General features: G+C 37.0%; 20 protein-coding genes. All 20 read right to left on the bottom strand.

Features of this window, described 5'->3' with window-relative positions; all coding sequences use genetic code 11:
* Positions 1–6 precede the first annotated feature (6 nt).
* A complete protein-coding gene (dmpI, locus tag BUE08_RS10260) occupies positions 7–198 on the bottom strand; it encodes a 4-oxalocrotonate tautomerase DmpI (RefSeq protein WP_059031601.1) in 192 nt (63 codons plus the stop codon).
* A 28-nt stretch (positions 199–226) separates the two neighbouring features.
* Positions 227–1531: a glucose-6-phosphate isomerase gene (locus BUE08_RS10255; protein ID WP_286680886.1), complete on the bottom strand. Its 1305-nt coding sequence runs from the start codon at positions 1529–1531 to the stop codon at positions 227–229.
* On the bottom strand, positions 1528–3069 hold the full coding sequence (gene murJ / locus BUE08_RS10250; RefSeq protein WP_281797210.1) for a murein biosynthesis integral membrane protein MurJ: 1542 nt from the start codon (positions 3067–3069) through the stop codon (positions 1528–1530). The genes BUE08_RS10255 and murJ overlap by 4 nt, the downstream gene beginning before the upstream one ends.
* 33 nt (positions 3070–3102) lie before the next feature.
* Positions 3103–3687, bottom strand: coding sequence for a YwgA family protein (locus BUE08_RS10245; RefSeq protein WP_286680885.1), 585 nt, complete (start codon positions 3685–3687; stop codon positions 3103–3105).
* Between the two features lie 109 nt (positions 3688–3796).
* Positions 3797–5143, bottom strand: coding sequence for an O-antigen ligase family protein (locus BUE08_RS10240; protein ID WP_286680884.1), 1347 nt, complete (start codon positions 5141–5143; stop codon positions 3797–3799).
* 17 nt (positions 5144–5160) lie between these two features.
* Entirely contained in the window at positions 5161–6159 is a 999-nt protein-coding gene (locus BUE08_RS10235) for an ATP-grasp fold amidoligase family protein (RefSeq protein WP_286680883.1), read from the bottom strand.
* A complete protein-coding gene (locus tag BUE08_RS10230; protein WP_286680882.1) occupies positions 6146–7279 on the bottom strand; it encodes a glycosyltransferase in 1134 nt (377 codons plus the stop codon). Before BUE08_RS10230 ends, BUE08_RS10235 begins: the two co-directional genes overlap by 14 nt.
* A 66-nt stretch (positions 7280–7345) precedes the next feature.
* Positions 7346–8320 (bottom strand): SDR family oxidoreductase, encoded by a 975-nt coding sequence (locus BUE08_RS10225; protein ID WP_286680881.1) that lies wholly within the window; start codon positions 8318–8320, stop codon positions 7346–7348.
* Positions 8321–8324: 4 nt separating this feature from the next.
* Positions 8325–9686, bottom strand: a complete 1362-nt coding sequence (locus tag BUE08_RS10220) for a nucleotide sugar dehydrogenase (RefSeq protein WP_286680880.1) — start codon at positions 9684–9686, stop codon at positions 8325–8327.
* Positions 9687–9721: 35 nt separating this feature from the next.
* Complete coding sequence (locus BUE08_RS10215; protein ID WP_286680879.1) at positions 9722–10828, bottom strand: glycosyltransferase family 4 protein; 1107 nt, start codon at positions 10826–10828, stop codon at positions 9722–9724.
* A 56-nt stretch (positions 10829–10884) separates the two neighbouring features.
* The gene (locus BUE08_RS10210) at positions 10885–11661 is read right to left on the bottom strand and encodes a GNAT family N-acetyltransferase (protein WP_286680878.1); all 777 of its coding nucleotides are present in this window, start codon (positions 11659–11661) and stop codon (positions 10885–10887) included.
* Positions 11639–12280 carry a sugar transferase gene (locus BUE08_RS10205; RefSeq protein ID WP_286680877.1) on the bottom strand — a complete coding sequence of 214 codons (642 nt, stop codon included), beginning with the start codon at positions 12278–12280 and terminating at the stop codon, positions 11639–11641. Before BUE08_RS10205 ends, BUE08_RS10210 begins: the two co-directional genes overlap by 23 nt.
* A 46-nt stretch (positions 12281–12326) precedes the next feature.
* The gene (locus BUE08_RS10200; RefSeq protein ID WP_286680892.1) at positions 12327–13520 is read right to left on the bottom strand and encodes a DegT/DnrJ/EryC1/StrS family aminotransferase; all 1194 of its coding nucleotides are present in this window, start codon (positions 13518–13520) and stop codon (positions 12327–12329) included.
* A 266-nt stretch (positions 13521–13786) separates the two neighbouring features.
* A complete protein-coding gene (locus BUE08_RS10195) occupies positions 13787–15658 on the bottom strand; it encodes a polysaccharide biosynthesis protein (RefSeq protein ID WP_286680876.1) in 1872 nt (623 codons plus the stop codon).
* Between the two features lie 33 nt (positions 15659–15691).
* Complete coding sequence (locus BUE08_RS10190; RefSeq protein ID WP_114272586.1) at positions 15692–16426, bottom strand: CpsD/CapB family tyrosine-protein kinase; 735 nt, start codon at positions 16424–16426, stop codon at positions 15692–15694.
* The gene (locus BUE08_RS10185; RefSeq protein WP_083497617.1) at positions 16423–17148 is read right to left on the bottom strand and encodes a YveK family protein; all 726 of its coding nucleotides are present in this window, start codon (positions 17146–17148) and stop codon (positions 16423–16425) included. Before BUE08_RS10185 ends, BUE08_RS10190 begins: the two co-directional genes overlap by 4 nt.
* A 14-nt stretch (positions 17149–17162) precedes the next feature.
* Positions 17163–17672 carry a hypothetical protein gene (locus tag BUE08_RS10180; RefSeq protein WP_286680875.1) on the bottom strand — a complete coding sequence of 170 codons (510 nt, stop codon included), beginning with the start codon at positions 17670–17672 and terminating at the stop codon, positions 17163–17165.
* A gap of 58 nt (positions 17673–17730) precedes the next feature.
* Positions 17731–19818 carry an S-layer homology domain-containing protein gene (locus tag BUE08_RS10175; protein ID WP_286680874.1) on the bottom strand — a complete coding sequence of 696 codons (2088 nt, stop codon included), beginning with the start codon at positions 19816–19818 and terminating at the stop codon, positions 17731–17733.
* Between the two features lie 26 nt (positions 19819–19844).
* Positions 19845–20954, bottom strand: coding sequence for an S-layer homology domain-containing protein (locus BUE08_RS10170; protein ID WP_286680873.1), 1110 nt, complete (start codon positions 20952–20954; stop codon positions 19845–19847).
* A 19-nt stretch (positions 20955–20973) separates the two neighbouring features.
* Positions 20974–21756, bottom strand: a complete 783-nt coding sequence (locus BUE08_RS10165) for a tyrosine-protein phosphatase (RefSeq protein WP_059031632.1) — start codon at positions 21754–21756, stop codon at positions 20974–20976.
* Between the last annotated feature and the right edge of the window lie 222 nt (positions 21757–21978).

The following is a 21978-nucleotide window of genomic DNA, read 5'->3' as shown; positions in this document are numbered from 1 at the left end:
TTTAAGTTATTTATTGTGTTTTTCTGAAAGCAGCGTCTTGCCGCTTCCTATGTTGTCAAAATCATTTTCTCTTATAATTGTGGTAAAGGCTTGTTCAGGGATTTCAAGTATTTTGCTTGCAGCAGACACCAGCTCCTTTACTAAGGCGGCTTTTTGCTCTTTTGTCATTTTGCCTCCGTCTATCGTTATAACCGGCATAGAAATCCTTCCCTTCCTTTAAAAATTATTATTTATATCCCGGTTTTCCCAGGAGTTTGAACATATTTGTCTTGTAAGCTTCAACGCCCGGCTGATCGAAGGGGTTTACTCCCAAAAGATACCCGCTCATGCCGCAGGTCTTTTCGAAAAAGTAGGCCATATACCCAAAGTAATAAGGCAAAATCTCGGGGATGTTGACTATAAGGTTGGGCACCCCTCCGTCCACATGTGCCTCTATGCTGCCTTCCATGGCCATCTTGTTTACATAGTCTATTGTTTTGCCGCTTATGTAGTTAAGGCCGTCCAGGTCATCTTTGTCGGGTTTTATTGTAATTTCCCAGGCAGGCTTTTCTACGTTAAGCACTGTTTCAAATATATGCTTTCTTCCCTCTTGAATATACTGGCCCATTGAGTGCAGGTCTGTGGTGAAATTTAATGCCGTAGGAAATATTCCTTTCATGTCCTTTCCTTCGGATTCTCCGAAAAGCTGCTTGTACCACTCTCCGAAGTAAAAAAGGCTCGGCTCGTAATTTACCATTATTTCTATGAGTTTCCCTTTAAGATACATTATATTCCTTATAGCGGCGTATTGATAGGAAAAGTTGTCTTTTAGGCTTTCTGATTTTAAATCCTCTGCCGCATCCCCTGCCCCTTGCATTACCTTATCTATATCAATACCTCCCGCTGCCATGGGGAAAAGGCCCACCGGTGTCAGCACTGAGTATCTTCCGCCTACATCATCCGGGATTACGAAGCTTTCATAGCCTTGGCTTTCTGCAAGGGATTTTAATGCGCCTTTGTTTTTATCTGTTGTCACATATATACGCTTTGAGGCTTCTTCTCTGCCGTATTTTTCTTCCATATACTCCTTGAAAATCCTAAATGCTATGGCAGGCTCTGTGGTAGTTCCGGACTTTGATATGACATTTACTGAAATATCTTTCCCCTCTATAACATCCAAAAGGCCTTTTAAATAAGAGGAGCTCATGTTGTGTCCTGCAAAGTAAACCTTTGTCCTTCCTGAAAGTTCATTAGAAAACGGTGGGTTTAGCATCTCAAGGGCAGCTCTTGCTCCAAGGTAGGACCCGCCTATCCCTATAACTACTAAAACATCTGACTGCTGCTTTATTCTGTCTGCAGCTGCCTTTACTCTTTCAAATTCTTCTTTATCGCAGCTTTCGGGCAAGTTTACCCAGCCTAAGAAATCACTGCCGGCTCCTGTCTTTTCACAGAGCATTCTGTGGCACAGGCTAACTTTTTCCTGCATTAAATCAATTTCTTCCTGCCTTATAAAGTTTATTGCATTGGAATAATCTAAGGTAATCTTTTTCACACGTCTTCCTCCTGAACATTTTTGAGCAGATTTAGTTTCTTTTTAGCTGCAATTATCAGCTCATCCACTTCTTTTATCTTCATAAAGTATATCACTGCAAAGTAGAAAAGGGCACCTATGAATATTGAAATTATCAGGGATAAATTAGCGCCTATACGCGGTAAAAGGAAATTATATGAGGCATATGCCGCAATACTCATTCCTATGGAGGCTATCAGGATTTTCCCAAAGGATGCCACTGTATCCTTCATTCCGAAAGGCCCTATCTTTTTTCTCAAACTTATAAGCAGAAGAGCCGTGCAAAACAGCGCAGATATACTGGTGGCCAGGGCAAGCCCCTTTATGCCCATAAATCTTGAAAGTATAAGGTTCAGGACTATATTCATAGATACGGCAAGAACAGAGTTTTTCATGGGTGTCATGGTATCCTGCATTGAATAAAAGGCACGAGACAGGATCTCTCGAAGTCCAAAACCCATCATCCCTATAGAATAATAAAACAGAGCCCCTGATGTCATAGATATTGCCTCTAAGTCGAAGGCTCCTCTTCCAAACAAAAGCCTAACCACCGGCTCTGCAAATATCATAGCTCCAAAGGTAACCGGCACAACCAAAAGATTTATTAAGTTTATGGCTTCAGACACAGAGCTTTTAAGCCCTTTAAAATTTCCCTGAGCTGCCATCTTTGATATCATAGGATACATAACGGTGGATATAGTTGTAACGAACATCCCCTGCACAAAACCATTAAGCTTATTCGCATAGTTTAATGCAGATATCCCCCCTACCGCAATACCGGACGCTAAGGTCCTGTCAACCAGCACATTTATCTGATCCACCGACACCCCTAACATAACCGGCAGTGCAATATATATCATCTTCCTGATGTATTCATCCTTTGGATCGAATACAAACTGATACCTGTAGCCTGTCTTTCGGATAAAAGGCACCAAAAGCACCAGCTGAGACGCAGTAGCTATAACGCTTCCTACAGCAAGCACCATAATATTAGTCTTAGAGCTTAATACCATAAAAAGTATTAAAATGCAGTTCATAGGAAAACCCACACATGCCGGAACGGCATAGTTTCCCTTTATCCTCAAATACCCGCCGTATACATTTATGATACCTGTAAAATATATCCCAACAAGCCCTATCCTTGTAAACCTTACTGCAAGTTCTAATGTCTCTCCTTCAAATCCCGATGCAAATACCTTCACCAAAGACTTTGTAAACAAAAGCCCGAAGATAACAATACCTGTGCATATCACCAGAAGGATATTTACAAGATTATTGGTATACCTTTCTCCTTCCTTTTCTCCATACTTTTCCTCGATTTTACTGTATAAAGGAATATACCCCGTAGATATGCCTGTCCCAATAAAAGAAAATATCACACCGGGAATAGTAAGAGATATTAAGAAGGCATCACTTATATTAGATGCCCCATAAAAATATGATAGGGTTATCTCCCTACCAAACCCGACTATCTTAGAAATTACTGTTATTATCATTAAAAGCAGTGCTGTTTTTTTCATTTGGTTAGCTCCGGTAAGTCAATTCTGTTAGCATCAAAGCCGAATAACACCTAAACTCTTTAATTCCTCTATTGTTGATCGTATTTTGTCTTCTTTAAAATAAGGTTTTAGCTGATGTATTTTATCTGTGACTTCTGAATCTTCTCTTATGCCGCAATCATTTACAAAATAAATAATAGTAGCCCTTAATTCCAATTCCTTGGCACTTAAATTTCCAAAAGTTTCAATGGCTTTATCTATATCATTTTTATGTTTATCTAGAAAATCTTTGCTTTTCTCTATAAAGGTATCTACATCTGAGTCAGGTTTTATCCTATATCCGCCGGTATTTACCCAAGACACATCGACGCCATTTAAAGCTGCAATATACTCAAGGTCAGTTGCCAAATCTGCTGAATACGGGCCATAGTTATAAAGTATAAATTTATAACCTACATTAACTTGATATACTTCCTGTAAAATATAAATAATTTTTTGCAGGGAAGTTTTTCCAAATTGAGCATCGTGACCATCCATAGCTTTTGCTAAGTATGCTATTATGCCATATTTTTCCCATGGAATTCTTTGATTAGTCGTTATTAACTTCATTGGTATATGTTTTGTATCGTCTAAGTTCAACCCTCTGTTTATATATCAGCATATACAAGGATTTTGTCCAAGTTGGTTAGCAGGCTATATAATCATTTTATAGTATTAAACTTTTCGTGTTCATGGATACAGTTCACAGTTATATGCTCAAGCTATTTTTAATATCTAATTCCGCATACTTAATATTTAACAAAGCAATTATTAATGGCGGGAATGTATTATAATATGAGATAAAAAATTGTCCCGTCTGCTCATATAAGAAAAGTCCTAGTAATGGCAGTAAAGGTAGTATTGTTTTATTTTTTAAAAAAATAAATTTTTTTAATTTAAGTGAACTATACAATCCTATACACCAAAAAAAAGTTAATGCTAAACCAACTATCCCCCAAATACTAATAATTTCAATGAAAAAATTATGGCTGGAATACGGCAAGCCATATTTCTCATTATAATCTTGCATTCCACTACCAAATATTAAATAAGGCGATTTTCTGAGAATGTTAAAATATTTTCTATAAATATCAAACCTAGATCCGCTAACATCCCCGCTTTTAAATCTATCTGAAATTATTATTAATATCGGCCTCATATAAATTGTAACAAATATCAGCATCAGCAGCGTGGTAATTATTAAAACTATGATTATTCTCTTATTATGCTTAGGTTTAATAATTAATTCAAGCATAAAAACAAAAAGTAACGTGAAAAATACTATTAAAAAACTTCTTGACGCAGACATAAGACCAAATAAGATAAAATAAGTTATTAAAAAAACAATTTTATATGAATATTCTCGTTGAACTTTCAAGATCGTAAGCAAACAAAAAACAGTTATTATTACTAGTTTTCCGAGCTCGTTCGGATTCATTAGCATGCTAGTGCTTGAGTAATCTAATGATGCAGGTATCCAACCAAATCTCCTAACAGCAGTAGTAAAGTTAGCTAAGCCAAAGTAATGAATGTACTTTGTTAACATTATTCCGCAAAATGCTCCTAAACCAAAGCACCACGAAAACATTATCGATATATAATTATTTTTAATTTTATAATTGCTTATAATAAGTGTGGTTACAATTAGACACAGAGTAAATCCTAGCAATTTGAAAATATTTTCATTATAACCTAAAAACGTATTTGGTAATAAATGAAGAACCTCCCACAATACCAAAAGTAAGCTTGTAGTAATGGCATTAGTTATTTTAATACTATGCGCATTTTTAAATATGAAAAATATGCCAAATACTAAATTAAGATAATATAAAAGGGAACCATTACTTAATGGAATTAGGAATAGAAAAAATTGGAGCAATTCGTTTCGGCTTAATATTAGAAATCCTAAAAAGTATAGCACAAAAAAGACTACAACTGGTATATTCTTACCAAAACCGTCTCTTAGAAAAAAAACTATTATAATTATAATCATTAGTACATTCATTTGCTTACTGGTAATTTTTTCTTTTTCTATCAGTTGGTTTATATTTTCCATCACTGAAACCTCTTTTGTTACTCATTTATACTTGAATTTAGTTTTATTTTACTACTACCTAAATTAATCCAATCTCCTATCCTTTTATCCCACTCACCAGGTGTAATTATTTGGCTGCAACCTCCATGATAAAATGTTATTTCCCCAAAGTAGACTTTCCCATCTATATTGTATAGATCAATTCTGCAATGAGGGAACGGATTTGACAAGATTTCAGCATATCTTATCATCTCATCAAGGTTGCATGGCTTTTTTACAAGGGAAGGATTAAAATGTTCCCTACCTACTTTAATATCTAAATAATTAAAGTTTTTGTCATAAACATTTCTTTTTGCATAAGGGTTGTGGGAACCGTCACTAGAAGCTGTTTCTATGTCAACAAAAATCAATTTTACCGCACCATCAAAACACAAAAATCTATAATCAACCAGCGGTGACTTTTCTTCATTCTCTAATACTTCTTCAATAATAATTTTCGGCTCAATGTTTTTATAATTCCATTCCCTAGATTGCCAAAAGTAATTACGTCTTAAAGCTTTATTAAACTCTTTCTTGAACTTGCTAATATTAAACGGTCTACTTCTATCCCAAATAATATTTGTGCCAGATCCATGATTTGTTTTTATAAAAGCTTTATCTGGAAGAGTATCAAAATTAATATCCTTTGCATCATTATATACGCCATACAATGTAATCAAAATATGTCCAAGACCACATTTTTTGACATAATCTCTAACTTTATATTTATCGGTACAAAGCGTTAATAATGGATCTCTGTTATTTAATTTCAACCACCATAACTTTTCATTGAAAGTTGTAGGATTTTTCAAATTTAAGGTTTTGCCTGTGCTTTCTTTATATTTAATTTTAGCAAAAGTTTCATCGCTTACGAAAGAAAGCAAAGAAATCTTAAGTCGGTTTCCATAAATATATAATTTTTTTATAGCTGCATTTTTATGAGAGAGTTTTAAAGTTTTACTTTTTATTATATGTATCATTTTTTCACCTACTTTCAAAATAACATTCATCGACAACTTCTTTAAAATTCTTCTCGAAAATTTTAGATATCTGCTTAATATCGTAATTAGCTATAACTCTCTGTCTTCCGTTATTATTTCTGAACAAACTATGGTTATTATTTAAAAAGTTGAATAATTCATTACACATGTTTTTATAGTCCTTTGCTGCTACAACTTTACCTGTATCTCCCACTATCGATTTAGAGTCTCCTACATCTGTTACTATACACGGTAACTCGCACGCCATCGCTTCACCTATGGCATTAGAAAAGCTTTCCCCTAATGACGATGAAATATAAACATCGGCTGCTGATAATAATTCTGGTATATCATCTCGCCTTCCCAAGAGTATTATTTTATCTTCTAAATTTAACGTCTTTATTAAGTTAACAAGTTCATGATTTTTATGGTCTAAATTAGTTCCGACCATTATTAGTTTAAATTCAATTTTCAGCTCTTTTAACTCACTTATGGCTTTCAGGAGAGTATAATAATCCTTTTGTATATTCCATCTACCAACTGTAATAATAACTTTTGTGCTATCCTTAAATCCAAATTCTTGTCTGATGATTGCTCTCGCTTCTGGATTAAATTTGAATTTGTCAAGTTCGAAGCCATTTGGAATAACTTTTGAATTTTTATTTGAATATCCTATTTTTAAATGATTTTTTAAAGCTTCGTTCGAATTATATGTTATACAATCCACATACCTAGATAAAAAGGAATTAAATTTAATTATTTTGAGAGTGGTTGATTTATTGGCATCTTTATTTAAATTGCTATGCCTTATATTCCATATTAGTTTTTTTCTTAATATTATCTTTGCGACTATAAAACCAACTATATCAGCATGATAAAGCCATGTATCGATTATATCAGCATCTTTACATATTTTTTTAGTTTTAATTAAAGATGATAAAAAGGTTGTCTTGCTAATATTCAAACAATGTACTTTTACGCCTAAATTACTTATTTTACCCCCATATATACCTCCTCCCATAAGCGAAACAACTTCATGGTTGTAGCTAGTCTTATCCGAATATTTTAGTAGCTTATAAAGCATATTTTCGGCTCCGCCACTATTTAGACCAGTTATTATATGAACTATTTTTATCATGATTATAAAATCTCCATAATAATTTTAGTTTCTTTCTAAGTACACCAATATAACTTTTTTGAATTTCTATAAATTTTCTTTATACCACTCTATTGCCGCCCTAATCCCTTTTCCAAAATCCCAGTCGGGATTATACCCTAATAGTTCCTTTGCTTTTGATATATCTGCATGTGAATGCTTAATATCTCCCAGTCTTTCCGGTCCAAATATAGGTTCTATATTTTTCCCAAGCAAATTACATAGCTCATGATAAACATCAATCAGATACTCTCTTTTTCCGTAGGCTATATTAAATGCTTGACCTGCTGCTTCATGGGAAGCTTTACAAGCTTTTAAATTTGCCTCAATGACATTTTCGATATAGGTAAAGTCTCTGCTTTGTCTTCCGTCGCCATTAATAATTGGCCTCTCGTTGTTTAATAACAGCTTGATGAATTTTGGAATAACTGCTGCATATGGTCCCTCTGGATCCTGTCTTTTCCCAAAAACATTAAAATAGCGAAGTCCATAAGTATCAAGGTTGTATATTTCCTTATAAAGCTTGCTATATTCTTCGTTTGTTCTTTTTGTCAATGCATAAGGTGAAAGCAGGTTTCCCTCTATTCCTTCTTTCTTTGGTAAGTTAGGTTCATCACCATATACAGATGAACTTGATGCATATACAAATTTTTTCACATTATTCTGTCGAGCTGCTTCCATCATATTGAGAGTACCTTTAATATTTATTTCTTCGTATAAGAGCGGCATTTCAATGCTTCTGGGAACGCTTCCCCAAGCAGCTTGATGTAAAACATAGTCTATTCCTTTGCAGGCTTTCATGCACATGTCAAAATCTCGGATATCTCCTTCCATGAATTCAAAGTTTGAATTCTGAAAAAACACCTCTATGTTCTCTCTCTTACCCGTTGAGAAATTATCAATTCCTCGAACTCTGTACCCTAGTCTCAATATTGTTTCAACAAGATTTGAGCCAATAAAGCCAGCAGCTCCTGTAACGAGAAATCTAGAATCATTTAGAAATTTTATATCACTATATCCCATTAAGTCAAAGCCTCCAATACTGGAAGTTCATATCTTCTGCTTCTTTTTTATCAAATATTCCTTTTATGTCAATTAAAACATATTTATTATTGAAATTGCTATCATTAACCTCTGTTTTATCTCTATACCCATTCCATCTTTGATTAAATATCTTTTTAATATCTTCCAGTCTTATGGATTTAAATTCATTATGCGGCACGGCAAACACCACTGCATCTATATCGCTTATTTCTTCAAAATTACACAATTTTATACCATAAGTATGCCATAAGTCGTTTTTGTCTGCAACCGGATCTATAACTTTTGTTTCTATTCCATACTCTTTAAGTTCATTGATTATATCCACTACTTTTGTATTTCTTACATCAGGACAATTTTCCTTAAATGTTATTCCAAATACAACAACTGTTGAGCCTTTAACTTGTTTGTCAGCCTTTATCATATTTTTTACAACATTCTCGGCGACATATTTACCCATATCATCATTTATCTTTCTTCCTGCAAGGATGATCTGAGAGTGATATCCTATTTGCTCTGCTTTGTATGTCAGATAATACGGATCTACTCCTATACAGTGGCCTCCTACAAGACCTGGGGTAAACTTTAAAAAGTTCCATTTGGTTCCTGCAGCCTCTAATACTGCCTTTGTATCTACTCCCATTTTGTTAAAAATAATGGAAAGTTCATTCATAAAAGCTATGTTTATATCTCTTTGAGAATTCTCTATGACTTTTGCAGCTTCAGCAACTTTTATACTTTTAGCTCTGTGTACACCGGCTTCTACTACCAGCTCGTATACTTTAGCAATAGTTTCTAATGATTCTTCATCTATACCTGACACGACCTTTACTATGGACTCCAGCCTGTGCACCTTATCTCCAGGATTGATTCTTTCAGGAGAGTAACCAACTTTAAAGTCTATACCGCATTTTAACCCGGACTCTTGCTCTAATATCGGTACACAAATATCTTCTGTGACTCCGGGGTAAACCGTGGATTCATAGACTACTATAGAACCATTAGTTAGATTTCTACCCAAAGTTTTACTGGCATTTATGACCGGTTTTAAATCCGGGGTCTTATCCGCATTAATAGGTGTTGGCACTGCTACAATATGAAACTTGCAATCTTTTAAATACTTTTCTTCCCATGTAAGTAAGGCAGTTGTCTGTTTTATTGCTTCATCTCCAACTTCTTTTGTAACATCTATTCCTTTTAAGTATTGACTCACCTTTTCTTTCGATATATCAAATCCCACTACATCTGCAACTTTTGCAAAAGAAATTGCAAGTGGTAGCCCAACATAACCTAGTCCCGTTACTGAGATTTTTTCTTTTTTATTTTTGATCGAATTATATAAATTCATTCCTTCACTTCCTTGAGCATATATACAAACGAGCTTTATAATTTCATAGTCCTAAGGATTATTTCATTCACTTTATTTACATCGAACTTTTCTCTACAAATTTTTAAACTCTCCTGTCCCATTTTTTCTGCTTCTTCTCTATGTTCTATCATCCAAATCATTTTTTCTGCTAAAACTTCTGAATTTTTTACCGGAACCAAGAAACCATTTATGCCATCAATTACAGTTTCTCTGCAACCAGGAGCATCTGTAGTAATAATAGGTCTTCCTGTTGCCATTGCCTCTAACACAGTTCTTGGAGTACCTTCATGATAAGAAGGCAAAACAAATACAAAGTTGGAAATTAAAAATTCATAAATGTTACTTGTCCACTCAACGTGTTTAACTATTCCTGCCTGGATAAAGGGTTTTAAATCATCTTTTTTGATTGCAGTAGGATTTTCATCATAAGGCCCTATAAGAGTAAATTTTGTGTACGGATATTTCGATTTTACAATTCTTGCAGCATCAAGATATTCGAAAACGCCTTTGTTTCTCAACATTCTGCCTATCATTAAAAAAGATGAATCTTTTGGTAGGGAAAATGGAGCATACTTTTCTAAATTCACTCCAGAGCCATTAACCAATAAGGTCTTATTGCGCTTTACAAGTAAATTGTTTACAAATAATCTTCTATCATCATCATTTTGAAATAAGACTTTCTGGCAATGGTTCAGACCTATAGTAAGCAACGGCCATGAAAGAACCTGTATAAGCCTACCTTTTATTCCATTAGTATTGAAAAGGGTGCCTGCGCCATTTATTATTGCGTAAATATTTCTCACTCCTGCTATTTTAGCTGCTATAGAAACGCTTGCAGCAAGTCTCACTCCATAAACAATAATCATATCAATCTTTAAAAATTTTAGAATTTTAGATGCTTTCCTTATAAACTCTAACTCACGAAACGGATTGGTATTAGAGCGTGTAAAAGGTAACTGAGTATAATTAACGCTAAATTCATTCAATACTTTATTACAAACTTCTTCTGGCTCACATCCTAATATTTCAATTGAATGACCTTTTTTTAAAATTGAAATTACTAGTTCATATCGAGATTCCATTATTTTATCAGCGTATGCAGTTACTATAGCTATCTTCAAATTCAATTAACTCCTTGTATGATAAATTCACTATCATTTTGCTACACAAAAATATTTTAAATCCCTTCATATGGATTATCTATTTTTGGCCAATAATGGTATACTGAATTGCAAGACTCATAATTGAAGTTATTGTGCGCATAAAAATTTATTGCACTTATGTTATTTACTTGAGTACCAACTTTTATTTTTTCTATTCCTTTTCTGCACAAATATTGTTCTAAGGTTTGAAGTAAAACTTTCCCAATTTTCAATCCTCTAGATGCCTCATTTACCGCAATTAACTCTATTACTGAATCCTTGCTTTTTTCATTGATTGAAAATAGTAAAAAGCCACCAACGCTTTTACCTTTATTAAAAACAACAAAATATTTCCCATTTTTGTCAAAAGCCGATTCAACCCAATGGGCATAAATATTATACGCTTTTCTCTTTGATAAATTAGGATCATTAAAAAAACGCGAATAAGAAAAAGCGCTTTTAGCAATTTCTGTGATTTGCTCATTGTATGGATATGCCTCGAATATTTCACAAGTTTCTATAGGAGTGAAGGATGGAATTTTCCCCACATCTTTCATAAATTGGACATTTAAGTCGCAAAGAAAAGCCTGAGTTTCTTCTCCTATCCAAACATTATTATATGCATTGTTGTCTTCGTTTAATATAGTAACAAATTGAAATTTATCTAGGTAACGTTTTAAAGTTGTACGTTCTTTTTTCGGAATATTACTTTTTAAAATTGCTTTTGCTGAACTTAAACCAAAGTATTGTGTATCCCAATCTAGATCATAAACATCAAACAACTTACTTTCAACTTTTTTTATGCTGCACATTACTGTTCACAACCTCAAGGCTATTTGATTTAAAGTCTAAATACACATCTCGTTTTAAGGCAATTCTCTCAATAGTTTTAAAAAATATTCTAACGTCTAAAACGAATGATATATTTTCTACATAATAAACATCATTTTCTAATCTTTGTTTCCAACTAGCAAAATTTCTATAATATGCTTGATTATAGCCGCTGATCCCAGGTAAAACTTCTAATTTTTTCATTTCGTTAGTATTGTAACAATTGATATGTTCTGGCAAATCCGGCCTCGGACCAATAAAACTCATTTCTCCTTTTAACACATTTAACAACTGAGGGATTTCATCTATACTTGTTTTACGTAATACTTTACCTATGCGCGTTTGTCTTGGATCATCTTCTGCATTGTATGTAGAACCATCTTCCAATCTCCAATCCGGAGCATTAACTTTCATTGAACGAAATTTGTACATTTTGAATGGTTTACCATGTCTTCCTAGGCGTTCCCCGTAGTAAAATATAGGCCCTCCATCTTCCAGCTTAATTGCTATCCCCACTATCACAAACAGGATCAAAAATAGTGGCATCAGGATTATTGAAAAAATAATATCCAGAAGTCGTTTAAATACTTTAGCATACAACGTACTTCACCTCTTACTATAGGATTTGTAGAACTCTCGATTACCGCTAACTCATTATCTCTTTTAGCCCATCAATCACATATTGCACTTCTTTATCTGTTAAAAGTGTATGTAACGGTAAAGTAACCTCATTTTTATACATATCCAAAGCATTAGGGTAATCTGTTATATCAAATCCCAGATTTTTATATGCTGTATGCATTGGTAATGGTTTATAGTGAACATTTGTAGCTATACCCTTCTCTGCCATCTTTGCGATAACACTATCTCTGTAATTTTCATCTTTATCAATAAGTCTTACAAGATATAAATGTCCGCTTGATGAAAAATCATCACCGTAGTGCTTCAAAATATCTAGATTGCAATTCTTTAATCCTTCATCATACATCTTTATAATTTCTCTTCGTCTTTTAAGGATTTCAGGATATCTTTGTAGCTGAGCCAATCCTAAAGATGCTAGAATGTCAGTCATGTTGCATTTATAAGCTGGTGACAGAATATCATATTCCCATGACCCAAGTTTTGTTTTAGCCAGCGCATCTTTCGATTGTCCATGAAGAGAAAGCAACATAAATTGTTTGTATATATCTTCACTATTTATGCCTGAAATATCTTTCCAAGTAACAGCACCGCCCTCAGCAGTAGTTAGATTTTTTACTGCGTGAAATGAAAAAGATGTAAAGTCCGCGACTTCTCCACTTTTTTTATTTTTATATGTAGCACCGAATGAATGAGCAGCATCTGCTAAAATAACTACCCTGCCAATCGATTCTTGTATATCATTTGATGGTCTGAATAAATTTTTTTTGCTGTTTACTATTTCTGATATCCTATCATAATCACACATTACACCAGCAATATCTACAGGTATGATAGCTTTTGTATTCTTGGTAATTACTTTTTCTAATTTTTCATAATCCATGTGAAAGGAATCTTTAGCTGTATCTATTAATACAATCTTAGCTCCCACATGGTGTATAACGCTTGCAGAAGCAGTGTAAGTATATGCCGAAGTTATAACTTCATCGCCCTCACCTATGCCTAAAAGCCTGAGTGTCATTTCCATTGCCGCCGTTGCTGAATTTAGGCATACAGCTTTAGACGTATTTGTGTATTCAGCTATTTTATTTTCAAATGACTTGGTTTTAGGCCCAGTTGTAATCCAACCGGATTTCAATGTATCTATAACCTCGTCAATTTCTGCATTTGTAATATCTGGCGGAGAAAATTGTATTTTCATCACACTTGTACCTTTCTTATTAAGAATTTAATTCGTTCAACTTTATGTATAAACCTATGGCACTTTTAAAGTTTAATATTGCTGACCTCCCTAAAAACTTTCTGGGCCACTGCTGTCTTCCTGTTCCTTTTGCTTTTGGGCTTTCAGTGGGGCATATGTGGGAACAAGAGAGTGTATTCCGGAAGGTGCTTATCCGTTCACGATTTTATAAGTTGTGCTTGTGCATTCAAACACTCTGTCCGTAAATAATGTTCTTTACAAATAAATCATTGAGAAATACTTTTCTCTTCTTGTGTTAATGTTTTAAATGTCGGTACTATGCTCCTTATAATTTCCACAAAATCTTTTTCTCTTTCTTCTATAAGGATGTTTTTCAGCTGTTCCAGTTCTTCAGCAAAGGCTGCCTTGTCTATGTGTGTAGGTCTTGCTATAAATATTCTGTTATTTTTGGTGGCGGTAAGGCCTTCTTCGCTTAGGAGAAGTTCTTCGAAAAGTTTTTCTCCGGGGCGAAGGCCTGTGTATTTTATTTCTATATCTTGGTTGGGCTCAAGTCCGGAAAGGCGAATCATGTCTTTTGCAAGATCATCTATTTTTACCGGATCGCCCATATCCAAGATGAATATCTCACCGCCTTTTGCAAAGGCCCCTGCCTGTATTACAAGCTGAACAGCTTCAGGTATTGTCATAAAGTACCTTATAACTTCAGGATGGGTCACCGTTACCGGGCCCCCTGACTCTATCTGCTTTTTAAACAGCGGAACTACGCTTCCTCGGCTTCCTAAAACATTTCCGAACCTTACTGCCGAAAACACAGTCGAGCTGTTTTGTGAAGCAATCTGGATGATAATTTCAGCGATGCGCTTTGTGGCCCCCATGACGCTGGTAGGATTCACCGCTTTATCGGTGGATATAAGGATGAACTTTTGTGTCTTGTACTTGTCGGCTGCCCGTACCAGATTCAAAGTACCAAACACATTGTTCTTTACAGCCTCCAGCGGGTTTTGCTCCATCAAGGGCACATGTTTGTGCGCCGCCGCATGAAACACTATATCCGGCCTATATTTATTAAAAACATCTTCAAGCTTTTTTTCATCTCTTACCGACCCTATAATCGGCGTATATCTCAGCTTGGGAAAAACCGTTTTTAAATCATACTCCAGATCATATACACTATTCTCACTTATGTCATATATCAAAAGTTCCTTCGGTTTGAACCTTGCCACTTGCCGGCAGAGCTCTGAACCGATAGAACCGCCGCCGCCCGTTACCATTACCGTCTTATTTTGCAGGTAGCTTGATATTTCAAAAAGATCTACTTTTACCGGCTCCCTGCCCAAAAGGTCTTCTATCTTCACGTCCCGAATCCGCTTTACCGCGACCTTATCGTCTATCAGCTCATATATGCCGGGAAGTATCTTGAGCTTGCACTTGGTTTTATTGCATATCTCAACTATATCCCGGATATCTCTCCTGTCTGCAGACGGAATCGCGATAATTATCTCCCGGACGTTTTTTTCCAGCACAACTTCCGGAATACACTCTCTTGTCCCCACCACCGGCACGCCCCGAATCTTCATACCCAATTTATTCTTATCATCATCTATCAGCGCCACCGGCCGCCTTTTCAAAGAAGGGTGTCTCAAAAACTCCTCTACAACTACCGAACTTGCATCTCCTGCCCCTATTATCATTACATTTGTCATATCGTCTTTGCCGTTTTTTACAAAGTTTAAAGATTGATGCCTTTTTCCCAATGCCACCCTCATCAAAAACCTGTATCCTCCGGTAAAAGCCGTCAGCAGCAGCCAAAACAGCACATATACGCTTCGAGGGTAGTGCAGCTGAAGCATATAGGTCAGAGCAAGGAGCAGCAGCGAAGTTGCCGTTGACGCCCAGACCACCGAAAACATCTCATTTACGCTGGCAAACCTCCACAGCCTGTCATACAGGTCAAACTTATAGAAACAGGCTAAACCGGCTATTGTTGCAAGCGGCATAGTCTTTAAAAGATAAGGTATGTATTGAGAAGGCACATAACCATCAAAACGAAGGGCCAGTGCCATAAAACATGCAAAATTTATCAAAAAGGCATCTAGCAAAAACATCAATATCTTTAATTTACCCCTTTTAAATCTCATATTACTTGCCCCCATTGCAAATGCCCTAATTCACTAACTTCTCCGCTTTTTTCTTTTCTTTTCGTGTCCGCCGCTTTCGCCGTAATAATAGTAATAATAGTAGTAGCCGCTGCCGGTTTGTTTTACCTTATTGAGCACAACACCTAATATATGGGCTTTAACCTTCTCCAGCTGCTGTTTTGCAAGTATAGCAGCTTCTCTCGGTGTTGACCCTGCTTCCACTACCAGTATCACGCCGTCCACACTTGTAGATAATATGGAAGTGTCTGCAACACTGTTTACCGGAGGTGAATCAAGAAGTACTATATCGTACATCGAGCTTACCTTATTTAAAAACTGTTTCATCTTAGAAGAACCTAAAAGCTCCGCCGGATTTGGAGGCACCGGCCCGCTGGTTATAATATGCAGATTTTCTATTCCTGCTTCTTGAGGCACAAAATCCGCTGAAATATCTCCTGCCAGTATACTTGAAAGCCCTCTGTAATTTTCCAAAAGAAATATCTTATGAATCCTAGGCTTCCTTAAATCCGCATCTATGAGAAGGACCCTGCTGCCTGTAGCGGCTATGGACATAGCAAGATTTGCTATAGTAAAACTTTTGCCCTCACCGGGATTGCTGCTGGTTACCACTATGCGCTTTAAGGGCTTGTCTACCCCCATAAACTGCAGATTTGTCCTCAGCAGGCGGAAGGCTTCGGATACCAGGGATTTCGGGTCATCCATTACCATTAACCCGTTTGAATTTAATTGCTGCTGTATCTGTTTCATTCATTTTCCCCTTCGACATATGGTATATTGCCTATTACCGGCAAACCAAGATATTTCGCCACATCTTCCGGACTTTTTATAGAAGTGTCGAAAAACTCCATCACAAAAGCCGTGAAAGCACCTATCATCAGCCCTAAGACAAGAGATATGGCAATATTCAGCTTTGGCTTCGGCTTTACCGGATTTGTAGGCGGTATGGCCTTATCGATAACCTGTATATTCTCCACATTCATTATCTTTACAACTTGGTCTGAAAACGCCGAGGCAAGTTCATTAGCAATAGTTGCCGCCATTTTAGGATCTTGGTCTGTAACACTTATCTGAATGATTTCCGTATCCTTAACAAGGCTTACATTAATCTTTTCTTTCAAAACATCTGTTGTTACATCAAGGTTTAGATTCTTTATGACCTGTTCCAAAACCGTCCGGCTTTTCGCAATCTCGCCATAAGTTGAAACCAGAAGGCGGTTTGTCTGGATTTCCTGATAAGTTATTGCTTCATCAGGATTTACTGCCACTTTATGAATCGGTTTGCCCACCATAAGAGTAACATTTGACTCATACTCGGGTTTTAAGACAAAAAAGGTCACAATAGATGCTATAAGCACACATATTACAGTAATTGCCGCGATTGCTTTAAATCTTTTCTTTATAATCTCGAATACTTCTTTTAGCGAGATCTCATCATCTTCTACTTCTTGGATAAATCCGTTTTCTTCCATGCAACTTTCACACCCTAGTAGGCATATTTTTGATATCTATAGTAAAGATTTTGTATTTCCTTTATTTCTTCCGGCGTAAACCTTTTTAAGGCAAGGTCTACCGCAAGTCTTTTTTCTTCCGGAGTAAGGCCGCCTTTTAAAAGACCGGTAAGATAACTGATGTCATCACCTGTAAGTTTGCTTGACACAAGCTGCATAATCCTGCGCTTATCGTCAAAGGTCACTTGAGTGCTTAGATCCTTATCGGAAGAATCTGCTTTCTTTTCCGGCACACTTTGTGAAGGTGCCGCAGGTTTTTCGGCAGGGGATTCCCCTCCGGTTGCGGAAGGCTCTTCTGCCGGACTTTGAGGGTTTTGAGGGCTTTGAGAAGGTGGATTTTCAGCCTCAGGCGCCTTTACATTCTCAAGTATCAATTTTTCTGTCATGTCATAGAACTTGTTTACAAAAATATAATATGATGAGGCCAAAATTATCAAAATCACTACAAGAACTATAAGCCCATATTTTAAAAATTTTCCCTTCATGGCTTTTAATTTTCAAAGGGGCGCTCCGCTTTCACAGCACCCCTTTGAGTACTCCTTTTTAATAGTAGTTATAGAAACCGTAAACTATCTTGGCTGCTTCAGCGCGAGTTATGCTGTTTGCAGGTTTTAAAGTACCATCGGGATAACCGTTTACTAATTTTTCTTCAATCAAGAGAGATACATAATCTTTTGCGTAAGAAGACACCTTGTTGCCGTCTTTGAAAGACTTAAGGATAGTATCGGCATCCGCTGCGCCTTCCTTGCCTATTGCCCTTCCTATAATCGTCATCATTTCTTCTCTTGTTATCTTGCCGTTAGGATCGAAGACCTTTCCGGCTACTTTGCCTTCAATGAGTTTATTATCAAAAGCTGTCTGCACATAGTCTGCAAACCAGTCGCCGGCTTTCACATCTTCAAAACTTCCGCTGTATTTGTTAAGATCGAGTTCCATGGCATTTACGATAATTTTAGCAAACTCAGCTCTGGTCATATCATCATCCGGTGCAAAAATATTTTCTGCTTTGCCGTTTACTATTTGCTTTGCCGCCATAGATTCTACATAACCCTTTGCCCAGTGATATTTTATATCTGCAAAGGTCTTGTTGTATTCTATAAGGGCATATGTGCTAAAGTGGGATACAGAAGCTCTTATGGTGTCTTTTTCTTTATCTACTTTGCCGCCTACAAATTCAATAGTCTTCTTGTCGCCATTTACATAGTAAATTCCGAGTTTATCGGCATTTGCAGTAATACCCTTAAGGTTGAAATAAATCGTGATTTTGCCTGTAATTTTCGCGTTTCCGCCGTCTGTTTTTATGACTATGTCCGCGGCATCGCCAACAGCTGTCATTCCGGCAGGAAGTGTTATGCCTGAAAGGGCTTTTCCGGTTTTAATCTGCTGTATAACTATTTCTAGATTTTCTGCATCGCCCATGCTGACTGCTGCTGCCGGTATCTCGATACTTACTTCCGGTAGAATAACAAGTATATTAGCATTTACTTCCCCGGCTTTTTCAACAATACTTGCAGGTATATTTATCTGAGTATCCTCGGTGATCTTTTTGCTGGAGCTCAGGTCTATAGTTATCACTAAAGGCCTGTCTTCATCTTCGGCAGTCTTTGCAGCCTCATCAATAAGCTTTAATACAGTATTTACCGTGCTGGTGCTAAGGCTTACAACAGCTTTACCGTCGCTTACAGTAATGCTCACCGCATCAGAGGGAATATTTACAGATATAGGCTGCGTCGTATCTTTCGGAGTAACTACTGCCGGTTTTTCCGGAGCAGCTCCGCCTCCGCCGCCTGTGCCTCCGCCGCCGGTTCCGCCTCCACCGTTACCTCCATCGCTGGGTTTTGGAATAATGGTAACAGTATAATCTAAGCCTTCAAGCGCACTTTTTAAAGTTGCAGTTTCACTTGGTGAAAGATCAGCCAGCACTGCATTTGCTGCGTTTATAAGGGACAAAACTTCATCGTTGCTAACATTATACTCTACTCCAGGAAGCAAAAATTCATCTAAAGAGTCATTTATAGCAGTTGTTAGAGCAGTCGAAGAAGAAGTGTTTATACTGAGTTTGTCTGTTGCCTTGGTGTAGTTTATAACAATATTTCCAATACGACTATCTCCTTGAATACTGATTTCCAAGTCTTTAAGTGCAGCTAAGAATTTCCTCCAGCTTCCAAAATCGTCTACCATGTTCGTATAAAAGCTGTTTAATGGTGCGCCTGAGTCTTTAAACACCTTGTCGAATTCTGCCTGTATTGTAGTTTTATAGGGATCATATACGCTAGTATCGCTTCCAAACAAATAATCCTCTATGTAATCTTTAGTTTCAGTGTAGAATCCATCGCCTTGGACTATCTCTATAGCATCATTAATACTGGTACTTGTAATGCCTTTGTTATTTAAGCGTCTTTCAATAGAACTGCCACTAATTTTGCTAAAAAATGTGTTAACCGCTGAACTACTTTTGGTTTTCGCTATTTTTAATAGATTAACTGCTGTATCTTGTCCTAAAGGTCGAATCTTGTCGTTGATATAACTTAGCACTTTGTCCACATTATCCTCTGTCTGTCCGTTTGCATAGGCCAGAGGCATCAGTGCCAAGAGTGCTGCCAAAAAAACTACTAATGTCTTTTTTAACATGTAATTGTCTTACCCCCTTCAATTTTTTATTCTGTCATGGTATCGCTTTCCCCGTTTAAAACTCCATATAGATTGTAGATTATCACAGCTGCTTCGGCTCTGGTAGCGTTTGCTTTAGGTTGGAAAAGTTCTGCGGTTGTGCCGCGGACCAAACCGAGTTTTAGTGCAACAGCCGTTTCAGTTTTAGCCCAATCTGAAATTTCTTCTTTGTCCTTAAAAGGCAGTAGAAGCTGGTCTATCTCCGCTGTGTCAATGGAAACGGATTTGCCCTTTAATGCCGCCGCTCTTGCAACAAGCACTGTCATTTCTTCTCTGGTTATCTTGCCCTCGGGATCGAACAAGTCCCCCTTTCCTTTTGCAAGATTTGCTGCATATGCGGTCTTCACCGTTTCGTAGAACCAGTCGGTTTCTGCTACATCCAAGAACGGAATAACTGTTTCTTCGGAAACTTCCGGCTGGAGAAGCCTTACCATCATGGCAGTAAATTCTGCTCTTGTGACGCTGTCTTCCGGAGCAAAAATACCACTTGCTTTACCCTGTATGATGCCTTTTTCTGCCATGTACTCTATCTGAGTTTTGGCCCAGTGGTTTGTGATATCTGTAAATGCTGCCGCCGGTGTCGGCTCTTGACCGGTATCGGTTTCTTGCTCTTGGCCGGATGCAGGTGATGATGTGGAAGAACCTGCTGTGCCGGAGCCTCCTGACGGATCTGAAGGTGCCTCAATATTTTTATATTTTTCTACAAGGTCTGCTATACCTTCACTGTCGCCACTTTGTATTTTATCTATAATGGCCATCCTGTCTTCATAGCTCCAGGATTTTAGTTCATCTACTTGGGATTTCAGCCGGCTTACACTAAGGCCCTTATCCTCGAGCTGGGCTTCATAATCGTCTCCCAAAACTATCTTAAGAGCCGAGGGCAGATCTTGTTTTAAAACTTCCAGTGTCCCGCTGCTTTTAAAATAGGTCTTGAGGAGATCTATAGCTTCCTTTTGGGTAGAAGGGCTAAGCTCGTTAAACTTCTCAAGTCCTTTGTCTATAAGGCTTGTGTCAATTGTAGCAAGCGCCGGTGTAAATGAAGACAGCACAAGTAGCGCTGCCAACGCTAAAACTAAGACGGTTTTTAATTTAAACACACTGTACCTCCTTTTTCTGTTAGATATTGTTGATGAATAAACCGAGTTTTGTGAAAAAACCCATTTCCTTGCCATCATATGCCTCTGATGCAGAATCCATATCCCTTCCCTTCAAAATCTTAGTGGGGTTTTCTACTAGCAACAGCTCTGCCGCCTGCCCTTTTAAAAATTTTAACGCATCTTTTATTCTGGGCGATCTTGAGCGGGTTGTGTGGCAGTCAGTAGCAACAAAATGAGCCATTCCGGAATTTATTATCTTCTCTGCCGCGTGTTTTGCATCTCTTCCAAGAGCCCCCAGAAGGCTTATGGAGTTGATCTGAGTAAGTGTCCCCAACTTTAAAAATTCCTTTAGCTTTTCAGGATTTTTTGCAATTTCGCGATTTCTTTCCGGATGAGCAAGGATTACATTAAGACCTCGAAGCCTCAAGCTGTGAATTACATCCGGCGCATATAAGGGAATTGTCATCATGGGCAGCTCGACCAATATGTACTTGCCGGTTCCGCACAGCGTAAGAAGGCGCCCCTCATCATAAAACCGCGGAATTTCCGGTGTCAGGAAAATTTCTTCTCCAGGATATATCTTAAGGTTAATTGATCGCTGCTTTAGATTTTCGTTTAATTCTTCTACCTTTTCAATGATTGCGGCCTTATCTGTTTCCTTATCGCTTGCTATAAAATGGGGAGTCGCTATCATATCGGTAATTCCTTCTGATACAGCGATTTCTGCCATTTTAATTGATGTTTCAAGGTCCGGTGAACCGTCATCGATCCCCGGTAAGATATGACTATGGATATCTATCAACACTGCTGCCTCCTTATTGAAGTAAAGGCCCTATTTCCTTTTTCCACATCATATTAGTTTACCCGGCTTAATCCCATATATTGTTTATTCGACCTTAATTTAAAATTTCCTGCTATCCGGAGAAAAAAAGCAGAAAAATTTTGTTTAATTCTGATGGACTGAGGCCAGGTGGGCCGAGAAAAAGTAGGAAATTTAGACGACCTGGGCTAGGTGGGCTGTATT

Origin of the sequence: Tepidanaerobacter sp. EBM-49 (assembly GCF_001896645.1) — a bacterium.
GTDB classification, from domain to species: domain Bacteria; phylum Bacillota; class Thermosediminibacteria; order Thermosediminibacterales; family Tepidanaerobacteraceae; genus Tepidanaerobacter; species Tepidanaerobacter syntrophicus.
This window is presented reverse-complemented; position numbering and strand designations above follow the sequence as displayed.